The sequence below is a fragment of the Methylobacterium phyllostachyos genome, assembly GCF_900103445.1.
Classification (GTDB): domain Bacteria; phylum Pseudomonadota; class Alphaproteobacteria; order Rhizobiales; family Beijerinckiaceae; genus Methylobacterium; species Methylobacterium phyllostachyos.
This window is the reverse complement of record NZ_FNHS01000004.1, coordinates 205,218-220,229: the sequence shown is the minus strand read 5'-3', so window position 1 is coordinate 220,229 and position 15,012 is coordinate 205,218. Positions and strand designations below refer to the sequence as shown.

Annotated in this window: 21 protein-coding genes; 4 read left to right on the top strand and 17 right to left on the bottom strand. The window is 70.5% G+C overall.

Translation table 11 applies throughout. The features are described from left to right. Positions 1–632: 632 nt before the first annotated feature. The gene (locus tag BLQ49_RS08155; RefSeq protein WP_091714865.1) at positions 633–2,126 is read left to right on the top strand and encodes an integrase arm-type DNA-binding domain-containing protein; all 1,494 of its coding nucleotides are present in this window, start codon (positions 633–635) and stop codon (positions 2,124–2,126) included. On the opposite strand, the gene BLQ49_RS08150 is transcribed toward BLQ49_RS08155, so the two are convergent. Next, positions 2,081–2,293 carry a hypothetical protein gene (locus tag BLQ49_RS08150; protein ID WP_091714863.1) on the bottom strand — a complete coding sequence of 71 codons (213 nt, stop codon included), beginning with the start codon at positions 2,291–2,293 and terminating at the stop codon, positions 2,081–2,083. The two genes, BLQ49_RS08155 and BLQ49_RS08150, sit on opposite strands and share 46 nt — an antisense overlap. A gap of 365 nt (positions 2,294–2,658) precedes the next feature. Here BLQ49_RS08150 and BLQ49_RS08145 point away from each other — a divergent pair, with 365 nt between their 5' ends. Further along, entirely contained in the window at positions 2,659–3,255 is a 597-nt protein-coding gene (locus BLQ49_RS08145; protein ID WP_091714861.1) for a metallophosphoesterase, read from the top strand. A 37-nt stretch (positions 3,256–3,292) separates the two neighbouring features. On the opposite strand, the gene BLQ49_RS08140 is transcribed toward BLQ49_RS08145, so the two are convergent. From BLQ49_RS08140 to BLQ49_RS08085, 12 genes are all read right to left on the bottom strand, one after another. Continuing rightward, complete coding sequence (locus BLQ49_RS08140) at positions 3,293–3,547, bottom strand: hypothetical protein (protein WP_091714859.1); 255 nt, start codon at positions 3,545–3,547, stop codon at positions 3,293–3,295. Then, positions 3,547–3,936, bottom strand: coding sequence for a hypothetical protein (locus tag BLQ49_RS08135; protein ID WP_091714857.1), 390 nt, complete (start codon positions 3,934–3,936; stop codon positions 3,547–3,549). The genes BLQ49_RS08140 and BLQ49_RS08135 overlap by 1 nt, the downstream gene beginning before the upstream one ends. A gap of 82 nt (positions 3,937–4,018) precedes the next feature. Next, positions 4,019–4,441: a hypothetical protein gene (locus BLQ49_RS29600; RefSeq protein WP_167627663.1), complete on the bottom strand. Its 423-nt coding sequence runs from the start codon at positions 4,439–4,441 to the stop codon at positions 4,019–4,021. Positions 4,442–4,517: 76 nt separating this feature from the next. Beyond that, a complete protein-coding gene (locus BLQ49_RS08120; RefSeq protein ID WP_091714852.1) occupies positions 4,518–4,721 on the bottom strand; it encodes a hypothetical protein in 204 nt (67 codons plus the stop codon). Beyond that, positions 4,714–4,959: a hypothetical protein gene (locus BLQ49_RS08115; protein ID WP_091714850.1), complete on the bottom strand. Its 246-nt coding sequence runs from the start codon at positions 4,957–4,959 to the stop codon at positions 4,714–4,716. The genes BLQ49_RS08120 and BLQ49_RS08115 overlap by 8 nt, the downstream gene beginning before the upstream one ends. Beyond that, complete coding sequence (locus BLQ49_RS08110; RefSeq protein WP_091714848.1) at positions 4,959–5,486, bottom strand: hypothetical protein; 528 nt, start codon at positions 5,484–5,486, stop codon at positions 4,959–4,961. Before BLQ49_RS08110 ends, BLQ49_RS08115 begins: the two co-directional genes overlap by 1 nt. Further along, complete coding sequence (locus tag BLQ49_RS08105; protein ID WP_091714846.1) at positions 5,483–6,277, bottom strand: hypothetical protein; 795 nt, start codon at positions 6,275–6,277, stop codon at positions 5,483–5,485. Before BLQ49_RS08105 ends, BLQ49_RS08110 begins: the two co-directional genes overlap by 4 nt. Before the next feature lie 73 nt (positions 6,278–6,350). Next, the gene (locus BLQ49_RS08100; protein WP_091714844.1) at positions 6,351–6,896 is read right to left on the bottom strand and encodes a hypothetical protein; all 546 of its coding nucleotides are present in this window, start codon (positions 6,894–6,896) and stop codon (positions 6,351–6,353) included. A 75-nt stretch (positions 6,897–6,971) separates the two neighbouring features. Then, on the bottom strand, positions 6,972–7,325 hold the full coding sequence (locus BLQ49_RS08095; RefSeq protein ID WP_091714843.1) for a hypothetical protein: 354 nt from the start codon (positions 7,323–7,325) through the stop codon (positions 6,972–6,974). Further along, a complete protein-coding gene (locus BLQ49_RS08090; RefSeq protein WP_091714841.1) occupies positions 7,322–7,714 on the bottom strand; it encodes a hypothetical protein in 393 nt (130 codons plus the stop codon). Before BLQ49_RS08090 ends, BLQ49_RS08095 begins: the two co-directional genes overlap by 4 nt. Beyond that, complete coding sequence (locus BLQ49_RS28875) at positions 7,714–7,899, bottom strand: hypothetical protein (RefSeq protein ID WP_143012226.1); 186 nt, start codon at positions 7,897–7,899, stop codon at positions 7,714–7,716. Before BLQ49_RS28875 ends, BLQ49_RS08090 begins: the two co-directional genes overlap by 1 nt. After that, positions 7,886–8,089 carry a hypothetical protein gene (locus BLQ49_RS08085; protein WP_208859024.1) on the bottom strand — a complete coding sequence of 68 codons (204 nt, stop codon included), beginning with the start codon at positions 8,087–8,089 and terminating at the stop codon, positions 7,886–7,888. The genes BLQ49_RS28875 and BLQ49_RS08085 overlap by 14 nt, the downstream gene beginning before the upstream one ends. A 275-nt stretch (positions 8,090–8,364) precedes the next feature. Here BLQ49_RS08085 and BLQ49_RS08080 point away from each other — a divergent pair, with 275 nt between their 5' ends. Together BLQ49_RS08080 and BLQ49_RS08075 are read left to right on the top strand one after the other, a co-directional pair. Continuing rightward, positions 8,365–8,925, top strand: coding sequence for a hypothetical protein (locus tag BLQ49_RS08080; RefSeq protein WP_091714838.1), 561 nt, complete (start codon positions 8,365–8,367; stop codon positions 8,923–8,925). 171 nt (positions 8,926–9,096) lie between these two features. Beyond that, positions 9,097–9,618 carry a hypothetical protein gene (locus tag BLQ49_RS08075; protein ID WP_167627662.1) on the top strand — a complete coding sequence of 174 codons (522 nt, stop codon included), beginning with the start codon at positions 9,097–9,099 and terminating at the stop codon, positions 9,616–9,618. A 152-nt stretch (positions 9,619–9,770) separates the two neighbouring features. On the opposite strand, the gene BLQ49_RS08070 is transcribed toward BLQ49_RS08075, so the two are convergent. From BLQ49_RS08070 to BLQ49_RS08055, 4 genes are all read right to left on the bottom strand, one after another. Further along, on the bottom strand, positions 9,771–10,091 hold the full coding sequence (locus BLQ49_RS08070) for a hypothetical protein (RefSeq protein ID WP_091714834.1): 321 nt from the start codon (positions 10,089–10,091) through the stop codon (positions 9,771–9,773). Positions 10,092–10,352: 261 nt separating this feature from the next. Then, the gene (locus tag BLQ49_RS08065) at positions 10,353–12,278 is read right to left on the bottom strand and encodes an ATP-binding protein (RefSeq protein ID WP_091714833.1); all 1,926 of its coding nucleotides are present in this window, start codon (positions 12,276–12,278) and stop codon (positions 10,353–10,355) included. Positions 12,279–12,291: 13 nt separating this feature from the next. Continuing rightward, positions 12,292–14,268, bottom strand: a complete 1,977-nt coding sequence (locus tag BLQ49_RS08060) for a hypothetical protein (RefSeq protein ID WP_091714831.1) — start codon at positions 14,266–14,268, stop codon at positions 12,292–12,294. Next, positions 14,265–14,954 carry a hypothetical protein gene (locus tag BLQ49_RS08055; protein WP_091714829.1) on the bottom strand — a complete coding sequence of 230 codons (690 nt, stop codon included), beginning with the start codon at positions 14,952–14,954 and terminating at the stop codon, positions 14,265–14,267. Before BLQ49_RS08055 ends, BLQ49_RS08060 begins: the two co-directional genes overlap by 4 nt. Positions 14,955–15,012: the final 58 nt, after the last annotated feature.

The window sequence follows — 15,012 nt, the reverse complement described above, 5'->3', positions numbered from 1 at the left end:
AGGCCGACAACTTGCACGCGCTTGTTCACATCGCGGGGCAAATCTGGGGACCGGTCCGGTCGCACCGCGCCCGGTTCGGTTCCGGCACTGTCGGCCGAGGCATGGCGGCGGGATCGCGGCTTTTCCGGATTTGGCTCTGCAAGTTCGTCCTGGTCTGGACGCTTGCATCGATCCTGGGCGGTTGCGTGCTGACGCAGGAAGAACCGGGCGACCGAGCCCTGCTCGAGCACAGCTCGCCCCTCGAACCCGCGGATTCGCCCGAGGCGAAACGGGCGGCACCCTACGACGCGGCTTGGCGCCTGCGGCTGACACGTCTTTAGACGGGTGAATAGAACGCCACTGGCGCGCCGGCCGAGCCACGGAAAGACGCAACGGGCAGAATTCTTCGATGAGGACAACATCGCGTCAGGCGACGAAGCTCGGTAGACTGGAGCGGGCGATCGGGATCGAACCGACGACATTCAGCTTGGGAAGCTGAATAGCACATCCCCGGATGCTGCGACTGCAGCAATCCACCGTTAACCGGGCCATTGATGTCACACAGCTTTCCGCCCCTTTCCGCCCCAGGGTGACTTGCCTGGGCGTTCGCGGTTGGGCGTGGTACGCCCGTGGTACGCGGCACGGAGGCGTCGATGGCGGGCAAGGAAACTTTCACGCGGGAGAAGGACCGGCTGACCCAGGCCCACGTGCGCCGGGCCCAAGGCCTGATCGCGCGGGACGCCCTGCAGGAGACCGGCCTGGAGCTCTCCGACACCCTCTGCCAGGGGCTCGTGCTGCGCGTCCGGCGCCGGTCGGGGAAGTGGCTGCTCAAGACCCGGACGAGCTCCGTCACACTCGGCGACATGGCCGACCTGACGGTGGCCGCGGCGCGGGTCGCGGCTGACCAGGCGCGGACGTCGGCGAAGACGGGCCGGGACCCCCGGCTGGGGCTGCAGGTCTACCGAGAGGCGCACCGGCGCGGGCTCTCGGCCGCCGACGCCGTCGACGCCGCATTCCCGGTGGAGCTCGCCGAGCTGACCGAGGAGGAGCGGCGGCTCAACGGGCCCTGGCAATGGGGAGACCTGGTCGACCTGTTCCTGGAGACCAAGCTGCCGACGCTGAAGGGGCGCTGGGCCCAGCAGTACGAGCGCCACCTCCGCCGAACGGCCGAAGGTAGCCTCGCGCGGGTCGACGTCGTGTCCGTCACCCTTGACCATCTCGTCCGCGTCCGGGACCGCGTGCACCGGGAGCGGTCGCCGTCGGCCGCGGCGGAAACGGTCGAGGCGATCAAGGCGGCGCTGGACTGGGCCTGGAAGCACCACGCCCCGCGGGCTGGCCTGACAACCGTCGAGTTCCCCTGGTGGCGCGAGCGGCTGACGACGGAATGGTCCTCTAAGCCTCGGGACCGGACGCCGACCCTTCCCGAGCTCGCCCGCACCCTCGTCCTGGCGGAGCGGCACCGGGCGCTGGGCGGGACGGCTAAGGAGACCGCCCCGGGAATGCTGGCGGCGCTGTTCGCGGTGGTGTTCACGGGCCAGCGCGCCGGGGCCCTGACGGGGACGCTGCGGGCGACGACGCGGGCGTGGCCGGAGCGGCCCGGCTGGGAAGTCTGGACGTGGACGGCGGCGGAGATGAAGGGGAAGACCCCGCACGCCATCCCGGTCCCGCCCGAGGCCCTGGCCGTCATCCGGCGCCACCGCGTCGATCCGACGTCGCGGTTCCTGTTCCCGTCCCGCGTCCCGGGCAAGGCGGTGACGCCGGTCGGGCTGACGCAGTGGTTCGACCGGCTTCAGGGGAAGGCGAAGGCCGGTCGGAACGGCGGGGTGACGCTGCGCCCCGAGGCGGACCTGTTCGATCAGAACGGCATCCGCCCGTGGACCCCACACGACGTCCGCCGGACCATGGCCGCCTACCTCGACATGGAGCGGCTGGGCGGCGCGGCCTCGGCGATCCTAGCGCACCGGCCGCCGTCGGCGAAGGGCGAGCCCGGGCAGGAGCGCGAGCTCGCCCAGGCCATCACGCTCCGGCACTACATCCACAGCCAGCGCCTCGACCTCAAGGGCGAGGGCATGGCGGTTTGGGTCGCCGCGGTGCTGGAGGCCTACGAGGCCGAGAAGGCGGCCCTGGACGTGCGCCGGGCCGCCTGAGCGTGCCGGTCCCGGCCCAGCGCCCTGGCGAGGTCCGACGGGCGCTCGGCCCGCACGAATCCCCTCCCACCGCGGCCGGAGGCCTCCGCGAGGTCCTCGGCGAGGGCCCGGGCGATGGCGTCGCGCTCCTCAGCGGCCGCTTCGGCGATCCATTCGTAACTGTCCATCAACCGTCTCCGCGTTGAGAACGAAATAGGAACATGCAGAGCGGGTTTCAACGGGATGGCCTTATGCGGAGGATATGACGCTTAGGGCCTCGCTACGTTCAACGTATGCCGGTTTCGGGCCGGTCCGACGCCCTTATGTGCAACCGGTGAGCCCTCGGCCGGCGGCCCGCCTTCACCGTTCCTTCACCATCGCACAGGGTCGCGTCCCCAGCCCGGTTGACCCGCCGCCACGAGCTGCGATCCTCGCGATTCGATCCCGCCCGAGAGGCCTCCGTGAAACGCCGAATAGCGCCCCCCTTCAGGAACCAACCGACACCCCCGGGGGCGTGACGCCGCGCGCGCAGCCCCCCTTCACGGAGGCTGCCATGACCACGAAGGCTTTCGACCCGCACCACCCGGCCGGCCGCGTGCTCTTCACCGCGGACACGCATTTCGGGCACCGCGGCTCCATCGACCATTCCGGCCGCCCGTTCCGCGACGTCGAGGAGATGGACCGGCTGATGATCGACGCCTGGAACGCCACGGTCGGGCGGCGGGACACCATCTATCATCTCGGCGACTTCGCCTATAAGGCGAGCCCGGAACGCTGCGCGGAGATCTTCGCCAAGCTCAACGGCCGAAAGGTCCTGATCAAGGGCAATCACGACCATCGCCGGACCTTGGTCCTGCCCTGGGATAGCATCCACGAGCGGCTGAAGGTCCACCTCGGTGGCCACAGGATCATTCTTGATCATTACCCGATGCGGTCCTGGGACGGCGCCTACCATGGCAGCCTGCACCTGCACGGGCACGTCCATGGAGCGTTCAGCGGGACGTCCCAGTCCTGCGACGCGGGCGTCGACGTCTGGGGGTACCGCCCGACGTCGCTGGAGGAGATCCTGGTGCGGATCAAGGACTGGCCCCTCCCGGAGGAACGGCTCCGGCCGGAGGGCGACGACGGGGACGAGGACGACGCGGAATGAGAGAAGGGCCCCCGGAGCGATCCGGGGGCCCTTTCGGTTAAGCGCCCTCTATGTCCCGCGCGACCTCGGCGGCGTCGGCGGCCCGCTCCCGCAGGAGCCGGGCCAGGACCGGCCAGATCCAGTCGGGGATCTCCCGACCCCCGTTCGACCAGCGCGACACGGAGCGGGGGTCGACCTCGTCCCGGGGGCCGTCGGGATGATGCGGACCGAGGAGGCGGGCCATGGGGCGCCGCCAGTCGCCGTCACCGTACAGGGCCTCGCCGGCCCGGCGCAGGAGATCGGGATCGCGCATCAGCGCATGCCTGGAGCCGCAGCGGCTTCCTCGTCGGCCGGCTCGGCGGCCCCCGCGAAATCCTTATGGCGCCGGCGGACCTTCTCGACGCGACGTCCCTCCTTCACGCCGGCGACGTGCATCAACACGAGTTGCCGCACGAAATCGCGGGGCAGTTGGTCGACGCCGAGGAGCACGCAGACCTCGCCGAGGTCGTCCGACCGCCAGATCGCCACGGGGCGCCCCCGGGTGGTCTTCAGGACATACGGCTCGGGGAGGTAGCTCTCGATCTCCAGCGCCGCCTCGCTCTTGGGGTACTCGAAGGGTCGGCGGGGGCCGCCCTCGGCCATGCGGGCCTCGATGGCGTCGGTGAGGGGGGTGCGGCTGCGGGTGGCGGTCTTCACGGTCATGGTCGCGGTTTCCCTGGCGAGGAGCGGCGATGCCTGCTCACGGGTCCATGCTACGGGTCGCGTTGCAATCGACAAGCGCCCCTTAGCCGGGGAGCCCTCGCGATTCGTCCATCAGACGTCGGCCCTCGGCGTAGAGGCGGTCATGCAGGTCGACGAGCTCCGCGTGCCGGGGGTGCTCATAGTCGCGAAGGTATGCCCTGAGCCGGGCTGCTGAGCCCGCGCACCGGGCACCCCGGCGCCCGAGGGCCTCCGACCGTTCGTGCGGCTTGGCCGGCTGCAGCCCGATCATCAGCACGGTCTCGCCGAGAGGGTTGCTCGCGATGACGGCGTCGAGGTCCGCCACGAGCGACGCCGCCCGTGCCTCCCGCCGGGCCGCGGCCAGGACGGCGGGATCGGCGACTTCCGCCAGGGCGGCCGCCTCGACGGCCAGGACCTCCGGCAGCGGGGCGTCCGCGGCCGGCGCGGGGGCGACCGGTACCGGCAGAGCGCCCTCGACTTGGTTCACGACGGCGCAAGCCCCTCGGGCGACGGGGGGCAGCTTCGGCGGAAGGCGGAGGGGGAGACGAGACGCATCGGTGCTCCTAACGGGACGAGCGGGCGCGCGCGAACGCGGCCTCCATGGCGGTGGGGGTACGGGGCGGCGCCCGCCTGGCGGGCGGCCGGGTAGCGTCGATGACCCGGAATGCGGCCTCGGGCATCGTGCCGTGGTCGTAGCGTGCCTCGATCCATGCGGCGCCGGCGATGTCGGGGAGCGAGGGTTGGGGGGCGCCGGCGAGATCAGCCACGGTCGGCCTCCTCCGACGCGGGGGCGGGGGTCTCGTCGCAGGCGCCCGTGGCGGCCGCGACGAGGGCCAGGACGGCGTAGAGGAGCGTGAACCCGCTCGCGGCGAGGCTCATCATCCAGGCCGCGCGGAGGAGGTCCCATCCGGAGCCGGAGGCGACCGCCGCGATGACCACGATGGCCAACGCGGTGGTGGCGACCCGCACGGGGCCGCCCACTGTGAGGGTGAGGAGGGCGCGCATCAGGCGGAGGCCTCCGTGTCCGGCATGGCGATCAGGCGGGCGAGTAGGGCGCGGAATTCGGCTCCGTCAGAGGGCGTGCCATAGAGCTTGCCCGGTTCAACGCCCACGTTGATGGAGCCCCCGCCGGCGACCCTGGCGGCCATGTCACGGAACGCTCTGATCTTGTCGCCGTCGCCGGAGAAGCTGACGACCCCGTCCGTCCAGAACACGCCGAGGACCTCGGCACCCTCGGCGCCCTCGCGGTCGTGCACTCCGGCTCCGACCCGCCGACCAGGCTCCAGCTTCACCGTCGCCCTGGCGCTCAGCACCCGGGCCCCCTCGATGTGCGCCCCCGCGGGCAGCGACGGGTCGTACGACAACGAATCCAGCTTCCCGAACTCGGCGTGCCGCACGGTCTTCTTGGTCCCGTTCGGCATCAGGTAGGTCACCTCGACGAGCCGGCCGGTGGGGACTGCCTTGCCGGCGAGGAGGTCCTGGAGCTTGCGCTCGCCCGCCTCGTCGAGGACGACGACCCTCCCGGCCTTCACCTTGGGCTCGGCCGCGGGCTCGTCCGGCGCACGCTCGGGCTCGCCCCAGAACGGTCCGGCGGGCGGGCGACGGTCGACGATGCGCTGGCGGAGCGCCCAGACGTTACCCTGGGAACCGTCCGGGGACGCGCCGCCAAGGGCGTCGTCGATCTCCTTGACCGCGGGAGCGCCCCCCGCAGGAGGCGGACGGCCTTGAGGTAGCCGGGGGCGTCCTCGTCAGGCTTTAAGTCCCGCTCGATGATGCCGAGAACACCGGCATCGAAGGCCGCCCTGTCCAGCCGCTTCACCGTACCGTCTCCCCGGACGTACAGGCCATGGAGGCCGGCTAGGTCCTGGTAGGTCGGTAGGAACTCCGCCGCGGCCGCTGGATTGCTCTGGCGCAGGACGTCCACCCAGGCCTTCCAGTCGGCGTCGGAGACCTTGCTCCAGTCACCGGTCCGGCGCGCCTCGCCGACGCGGGCCGCGCTCCCGGCCGGCGGGGTGAGCCCGAGTTCGACGGCGCGCTGACGCTCGGCTTCCTCCTGGCGTGCAACCTCCGTTGGGGCCTTGCCGTACCGAGCGGCATCCTCGTCAGGCAGGATGCCGAGGGGGCGGTACCGGATCTCGAACCCGGCGGTGTCGAGGGCTTGCGTGATCTCGTGCGCCTGCTCCTTCATATCGCGGGTGCGGTTCATCGAACCCTTGATGGCCTCGACGATGACGATTTCGGCGTCGTCGACCGTGTGGATGACGGCGGTTGCACGGTCGTAGGCGGTGAACTGGGTCCTGAACTCGCTGGTGCTGCGCCGCATGGGACGCTCTCCTGTTCTGGGGGATGCTCAATGATCGGGGGCGCCACTGCCGCCTGGCGCGCGACGGTGGCGATCAGGCCGCGGCGGTGACGGTCGCCTTGGGGACGATCTCGAACCCGGCGTCGGAGAGGTCCCGGATGAGCTCGTCGGCGGTCACGCCGTAATTGACGCTCTCTCCCGCGCTGGCTGCGATGCACGCCTCCAGGATCGCGCGACGGATGACGGTGTGGACTGAGACTGGCCCGATGCTGTAGCCGAGCGTGGCCGAGTAGACCTGTCCGGGCGCCCGGGATCGGACGAGGCCCATCTCGACGAACCTTTCGATCTCGGCCTCGCTGGCTAACCCGATGTCCATCGGCAGCATCGCCACCTTCAGCATCCGCATCACGTTCTTGCGGGCCTGACCGGCGCGTCGCCGGTGGTAGCTGTCCACACGGTCCATGGCCTCGCCCATCGTGACGCACGTCGGCCTGGAGCGGATCTTGATCCGGAAGCCCTTCCGGCCGCTGCCGACGATGTCGACGTCCCGGTACTGCCAGGTCGGCCTGAAGCTGCCGTCCGGCTGGACCGTCGCGGGGGCCTTCTTCGTGAGGGGGTGGACTCTCTTGCGCTTGGTCACTGTCTGCCTCTGGACTGGATGGGGGTCATTTCTGGTGTGGGGCGCCACTGACCGCCTGACGCGTCGACGGACCCCTCAGGCCGCGGTGCGGACCCGGGGTAGGAAATCGGTGAGCTCGACGGTCTCGGGGGCGCCGAGGAGCGTCGGGCGCAGGAGCGTGCCGATGCAGATCTCGCCGTCCGGGACCGGCTCCCATTCCCCGACGACGACCGCCCGCCCGCGGATGCGGAGCGCGCCCAGGTTCATCAGCGGGAGGTCGTCGGCGCATGCGCGGAGGCGGTGCGGGATGACGACCCCCGGGCCGCACTCGACATGCGCCAGGGCGGTCATCGTGGGTCCGCGGCGGTTGAAGCCCGAGAGGTCCCAAACGTGGCCGGCGGGGAGCTCGGCGGGGACGGGCGCCTCCGGGAAATCGAACATGAGGGTCATGACTGCCTCGGGTGCTGGGGACGGGGACGCGGCGGGGGGACGAGGACGCGACCCCGGCCGAGCGGCGGCAGCGGGGGGCCGGACCGCGACGGGGCCGGCGGGGGGTCCCGGTCGAGGTCCTCGACGATCTGCGCGTGGGCCTCGGCGGTCGTGGTTGCGGTGGGCGGCCGGTCGGCCTCCGCGAGGGCGACGTCCAGGGCGTGGATCGCCTCCCTGCTCGCCATCATGAGCCCGCGCTCGACCGCGCCGACGGCATCCTGCAGCGACTTGGACCGCGGGCCCGCCGCGAAGGCCGGATGCGCCTTGGCCGCCGCCATGGCCTCGGCGAGGCGGGCGCGGGTCTCGCGGGCGTCGAGCGTCACGAGGCCGTCACCGAAGGCGGTGCGCATCAGGCCTGCCCTCCGTGGACGGCGGCGCGGGACACGCGGCGCATGGCCTCGAACCGCTCGACGTCGCGGGCGACTTGGCGGCTCGGCGCGCCCTGTACCTTGTTGACCTTGGCGAGCATGCGCGCGGCGGCTTTCCGCTCGGCGCGATAGGACGCCGCCGGGCGGGGCGGCTTACTGGTCTGCATCGGTGGGCTCCTCGACGGCACGGTAAGTCGGCTCGTCACGACGCAGGCCGAGGGCGCTCAAAATCTTCGGGCCGGGCTCGGCATCGCCGGAGACGACGGCGCCGACGTAGGAGGGCGACACGGAGTGCATCCGGGCCCACCGCCGCTGACCGCCGACCGCCGCGCAGGCGTGCACGAGGCGCTCCCGCACCGACACGCTCGACAACGCCCTTGCTGTTCTTGCCCCTGCCCCCGCGCGCCCCTTGAAGTCGTGACGACGACAATATGCGCGCCGAGGTGCTCGACCACAATAGTTCGGGCAGCATCTCGAATATAAGAACCATAAACACGTCAAAGGTAGTGTTTCTGGTGGATTTTTGATACCACTTATTCCGTGCAAGGGCGGCGGGCCATCGTGGTTAACGACTGTGATTGCTTGTTATCGGCCAGTGCCTTGGCTATAAACGTCGGATGATCACCGTCCGCATGAACGCCGCGCGCTGGCTCTGGGGCGCCGAGCTCGCCGACCGCTCGACCGGCCACGTCGCGAACAGTTATCCACAGCGACCTGTCCGATACGAAGCGAGCGGTCTGGACATGATCGCGGTCCACGAGGTCGACGCCGCGCCCGGCACGCTGCTCGTCTCGACGCCGGCCGGGACGTCATCCCGGGGCGCCGGCTACTGGGGTGCATCGCACGTCGTCCATCGCCTCGGGGCCGACGGCTCCCTCGCGCACGTGCCGATGGACGCCGCCGCCGATGAGCTAGACCCCGCGGGGGCGGAGGCGCGCCTCCACCGCCGCCTCGCCCTCGCCGCCGGGCTCAGCCTGGAAACCACTCGGCTCCGGATGCGCGAAGGCCACGGCTACGAAAGCGAGACCGTCGTGGAGTGGTCGGGCTACTGGGCCGTGGTCGAGCGAGCGACCGCCAAGCAGGTATGGGCCCGGGCGCCCTCCTACGCCGAGATGACCGGTGCCGGCCTCCCTATCGCCCGGTCGGACACCCCGGAGGCGCAGGCCGCCGCGGCGAGGATCTGGGGGCCCTGAAAAATCCGTACGCGCGCCCCTGGTGGGATGCGTGCGTGCGGAGACAATCGAGAGCGGGACCACGTACGAACGGGAAGGGACAGTTAGATGCGCACACTCGGTAGGATGATGAGAGCGGTCATCGCGGCAATGGCGGCCATGACACAGGTAGTCTGGGAGGCCGGCCGGTGGGTGACGAAGAGCCTCCTGCCGAACCTGTTCCCCGCGCCCGCCGTCGACGAGGTCGAGGACGCCCTGGACCGGGTCGCGGCGACGCCCCCCGCCGACGGGGGCGCGCCCCTGCCGCTCGTCAGCGTCGACGTCGGACAGTGGCTCTTCGACCACGCGCTCTCGAAGGCGTCCGACGGACGTCACCCGGCGCCCTCGATGGCCGAAATCCCGGATGACATCGTGAAGTGGATCGGCAAGCTGTCCGACGCCGATCTCCTCCGCCTGACACAGCACGGCCCGAAGCGCATCGGCGAGCACGCCCTGGGCGTCAGGGCGATTCCTGAACTACCGCTCTGCCGGGAAACCCGCGTTGAGCCCGGGTTCGCGAAGATCGGAGGTGAAATCCGGTACATCGGCAAGATCGTGAAGGCCGACGTTGGGCCGGTCCCTGTCTGCGAGGAGACGCCCCGGGAGACCGCCCTCGCGATCCTGCAGGACCTCATCGATGACCAGCCCGAGCCGGTGGGCCTCAAGGCCGCCTGACAGCCTCAGCCACCGCAAACGAACAGGGCCGCCCCGGATGCCGGGGCGGCCCTTCTTTTTTGTGTGAATTCTTGCTTCGAGGGCTTGTGCCTTGCCCCGTGCACAACTTGTCAGCCTCTCTGCGCACGACAGTGTGCGCACACGTGCCGACGTCATGCCGCGCGGCGCGAACCCCTCAGCGTCCGGAGCGCACCAGCGACGTCCTCCAGGCGCCCCTCCGCACCGAGGGCCCGCACGCGCCACTGATCGCTCTCTGCGCGCAGCTTAGCGACCTCGGCCTGCAGCGCGGCGATTGTGTTCGCATCCTCGCGGACCCGGGCGGCCACCTTGCCGACGGCGCCGAGGTTCCGCTCGCGCTGCTCGTATGCGGCCTCCTGACGGGCCTGGATGCGATCCTGGTGCAATGTGAAGGCCACGCCGGCGAGGCGCTGCAGGCCGGCGTCGAGCGGCTGGACGATGTCGTGTGCGTGCATGGCGGCCTCCGTGTCTGGAGACATGAGATCGCCATCCGACGAATCGTGACAACCCCTCGTTTCGCGCCTCGGTAAACGCTTCCCTGGCCGGGAGTACGTAACCTGCGACTATCGCCGCCCCTGCAGCCGAGCGTTCGTGCAGTAGAGGAGCGCCCCGTTACTCGGGTGGTCTGTAACGCGGACGGGTTGGTTGTGTAACGGAAAGTGGGGGAAGCACGTACCGCCCCGGGGCCGCTTGCTTTCAAGGGGCTTTCGGTAACCTCAAAGCTTGGAGGGCGTCTTACGGCGTCCCTGGACCCGAAAGAGCACGACGGCGTGCTCCGTCGTCCCCCATGGAGGCGTGACGTGGTGGACGGAGACACGCTCGGAAATGTCCGGCTGCCCGCCTCCCAGGTCGTGAAGGTCGAGCATCATCAGGATGCCGAAGGAGAGGTTCGTCACGCCGTAGGCCACCTCCTGGAGGCCGTACTCCGCCACGACCTGCGCGTTCGTAAGCTTGCGGTCCGTTTTCTTGAGCTCTGCCACGAAGGTGAAGCGCATGTGCTTGAACAGGACGTCGACGCGGCCCCCGGCGATGTCGCTGGCCTCGGCCCCCAGGATGCCCGCGGAGGGCGAGCCCCACAGGAAGTCGAGGTAGTTCTCCTGGAGGACCTCCTCCTTCGGCAGCTTGGCCGGGTCCCGCTCGAACAGGTACTTGCCCCGCTTATAGGTGCTGGTGCCGGCGTTGCTCCGCTGGACCACGAACTGCAAGGTCAGCCACAGGGCGACCTCGAACAGGGCGCGAGCCTCCGGATACCTGCGGAAGTGCTCGTTCCTGCCCAAGTCCTTGATCATGTCGTCGTACAGGTCCGACACCACGGCGGACATGCTCTCGCCGACCAACGTCATCATGGCGCCGGCGACGCGCGCCATCGCCGATGCCCGGCCCGCCTCGGGAATGCTCTCCAGGATGGCGGCGGCCGGTGAGCTCCCGGGCGCCGCCTCAGTAGGGCGGTGGGCGACGACACCCTCGCGGGCGGCGGCCACCCGGGCGCGCAGCCCCGCGACATCGGGCAGGAGCCCCGACCCCGAGTTCTCCTCGATCCACTGGTCGAGGGTATCCAGGGAATGCAGCTCACTTTGCAGGGCACCGACGATCCTGGGCTGCAGCACGGCCTCAAGGCCCCCGTCCGCGCCGCGCACCATGATGCTGCGGCTCGCCGAGTAGACGGAGACCAACTCGTCCTGGATGACGGCGGCGGCGTTGAGCCAGGCCCGTTTCGCCAGACTGGTGTCGAGGGCGCCCAGCCGGAGCGCGAGCGTCGACCAGTGGACCCGCTCCCGGCTCCTGGCGCCGAGCCAGGAAGACGTCTCCTCGGGCCGGTCGGAGGGCGAGAGGTAGGCCGTGTACGCGAAGGCGGCCTCCTTGATGCCGTCGATGCCGGAACGGACATCGCCTTGGGGCTGGCCGGCCTGGAACGCGACCAGCATGTCCAGGCAGCGGCGATAGAGCTGTGCGTCCGGGCGCTCCTCGCTCGTCGCCTCGGACCGCCCGAACCAGTCCCGGGCTTCCCGGAACGACCGGAGCGCGTCGTCCTCCGTCGTGGCGTCGAGGCCGGCGCGGAGCGCGTCGAGCCCGAGCTCCATGGCGGCCTCGTCCTCGGCCTCCTCGACGTCGAGCAGCTTGCCCAACACCGCGTGCAGGTCCGGGTCCGGCTCCCGTGCGAGGAGCGCGCCCGTGACGTTGGCCGCATGGCGCAGGAAGTCGCCATCGTCCGCTGGGTCGAGCTCGATCATCTCCGCCTGGAGCCGCCGCAGCAGGGCGCGGTCCGACTGCGCGAGGATCATCGCCGCCTTCAGCGCTTGGGACCGCGCGCCGTAATCGCTGGCGCGGTCCCCGGCACGCTCAAGGAACGCGCGCCCGAGCACGCCCGCCGCCTCCGGACGCAACCGACCGCCATGGCCGAGCCACGCGGCGATGCCGGCCATCGCGATGACGTCGCCGGCCTCCCGGACGATCTCGACCGCGGCCGGGGCCGCCTTCTCGGCATCGGGATGCGAGGCCAGCGCGACGAACAGGTCGGCGCCCTCGACGCCCCGGCCCATCGCGCGGACGGCCTCGCGCAACCTGCCGGGCGGGACCGACGACAGGTCGGCGGGTTCGGCGTCGTCCCGGGCAAGAAGCCGTCGTAGAACGTCCTCCGCCACCTTAGTACCCGCCTTAGAAAAGGAATCGGCCGCCGTCAGCGTGGAGCGTTTGCTGGCCTGGGACAACTCCCAGCAGCGTGGGCTTCGTGGCGGCGCCGACGATGACCTGGGTGTCACCGGTCTCGGTGATGACCTCCTGCACGCGCTCCATCAATGCGGCGAAATCGTCGTCGGTCATCTCCTGCGACCGCGGGCTGTCGAGGACGAGCAGGCCGGGATACCGGCCGAAGCGCCGCCGGCGTGCCACGGCGACGACCGCCAGGGCAGCGGCGATGCGCACCCTAAGGTTCTCGCCGGGCGACAGGTCCGAGAATGTGAGGTCCGCCCCTCCCTGCCGGATAGCGAGGACGTTGTTCCCGGACCAGCTCATGCTCTCGACGTGCTGGACACCGAAGCGTTGGGAGAGGGCGGCGACCTCGTCCGAGACCTCCTTAAGGACGTCCCGTTGCAGGTCCTCGAACAACTCCTTCGTGACCTTCTCGACCTGGCGCAGGACCGAGGCATCGTCGGCGGCGGCCGTCTTCTCCGGTGCCGCCGCCTCCGCGATGATCTCCCTCAACTGCTCGGCCTGCGCCTCAAGGGCCCTCATGCGGAATTCCGCGTCCGGGTCCTCGGCCGAGGCGAGCTCCGCCGCGATCTCCCCGATGCGCGCCTGATTGTCGTCGCGGGCCGTCTCGGCCTCGCGGAGGCGCCTACGCGCGGCCGCGAGCTCCGCGTTCAGGCGGGCCAAAACCTGCTCCGCCTCGTGCACGTCGGCCTGGAGGTCGTCGATGCGAGGGCCGTCCTCCTCACCCTCGACATGCCTCTCGCCGCAGAGGGCGCACGTGCCCCCGTCCTCCGCGGTGTCGTACCGTTTGACGTCGATGCCGTTGTCGCAGGACGGGCAGCACACCGGCCGAAGCCGTCGGAACACCATGCCCGCCGCTGCCTCGTCCCGCATCTGCTGCAGGGTCCGCTTCAGCTCGGCAACGGACTCCCGCGCCGCGGCGGCCTGCCGGTCGAGGGCGTCGACGCGTTCCTGCGCGGCGACGGCCGCCGTGCGAAGCGCCATCGTATCCCTATCGCGGGTCACGAGGTCCATACGAAGACGCGGCCGGTCCACCCGCGACCCGCTGCGGGAACGCAGGTCGCGCAGTTCCTGCTCGGCCGCCTTGAGGCGCTCGGCCAGCCGGCCCCCGGTGGGCTCGCCCGACGGAGCCTTCGAGCCCTCGGCGCCGACCTTCTTCAACGCCGTCGACGCCGCCGTGAAAGTGGTGATCCACGGCAGGCCCATGAACATCTGCAGCAGGCGCAGGGGAACGCCGTCGCGGACGACGTTGCCGAAGACGGCCGTGCCGGGGCCGTGGACGAAGAACGAGGTGGCGATGGCGTTCCAGCCGTGGGTGCGCGGACCGTGCATCCTGTTGTAGGCGTGGAAGGAGCCGAAGCCGAACTCCTCCATCATGTTGTCGGCCACGGCCTTCTCGAAGGGCTTGTCGGCCGTCCCGGCATAGAGGTCGATGCGGCCGTCGCCGTCCTCGCGCGAGAGCGTCCCCCGCGCCGAGCGCGGATCGACCTCGCCCGCCTCCTTCTCGACCCTTACGCGATACAGGGTCGCGTCCACGCGGAACGCCACCTCGACGAGGCTCAGCCAGCCCCAGACATCCGGTTTCACGATGCCCGGGAATTCGCCGCGAAGCGCCGCCTGGACGAGGTTGAGCAGGCTCGACTTGCCCCGGGAGTTCCTGTCCGACAGGAAGGCCCAGAGCCCCGGACCCATCTCGCCGTCGCCCTCGGGCCAGCGGAAGTCGATGTCGCCGTCATCGTCGGTGCCCTGCTTGCGCCCGGCGAGCGAGATCCACGCGACGCGAAGCTGGCGGCGGCGTGGCAGGGCCGACTGGGGCACGATGCCGTGGCGATCGAGGACCGCCTGGACCTCCTCCAGCGAGACCTTGGCCTTCGCCGCAATCAGCCCGACCCAGTCGTCGGCGTTCGTCGGCGTCGTCGTCATGCCTCGGCCCTCAGCCGCCGGATGCGGGCCAGGACCCGGTCCTTGATGGACGGGATCTCGGTGCCAAGCGGCGCATCCCTGTATTCCCGGTGGAGGTACTGATCGTCCTTGAGGCTGGACCCGCTGCGCAGGCCGGCGAGCGTCGAAACCAGACCGGCCCTGTCCCGATACCAAGCCAGCGACGGTTGCTGCCGGATCACGTCCTCCATGAACGGGAACGCCGGCGGCTCGATGCGGAAATCGTGCCGGCGGTGGCCGCCCGTCTGACGCAACGGCGTCACCATCCCGTAGGCGCGGAGGATGGACAGGGCTGTCTCGATGTTCTGGAAGGCCCCCCGGTGCCAGCGGACCATGCCCACCAGCCTTTCGCTGGGCTCGTCGGCATCGAAGATCGCCTCGGCCTGCGAGAGCAGCGACGGAGTGCGCTCGGTCTCGTACAGTTCCAACAGCGCATCGGCCAGGTAGTCCGGGTAGCGGACGAGGAAGTCCATGGCCATCGCCCGCTTCTCGCCGCGGAACACCCGGGGATCGCCCGGACTGGCCCGCGCGGGGTCAACCGGTTCGCTGCCAAGGGCCAGGATGAAAAGCAGCCTGATGGCGTCGCGGTTGTTGTAGCCCGTATGGTTCCTGCGAGCGGGCGCGGCGCCGGTCGGCGCCGGTCCCGGAATGCTCGTACCCGCCTTCATCGTGCCGGGACCGTTCGTGACGCAACCTGGAGGACGTTCGCCGGGGACAATGCCGGCA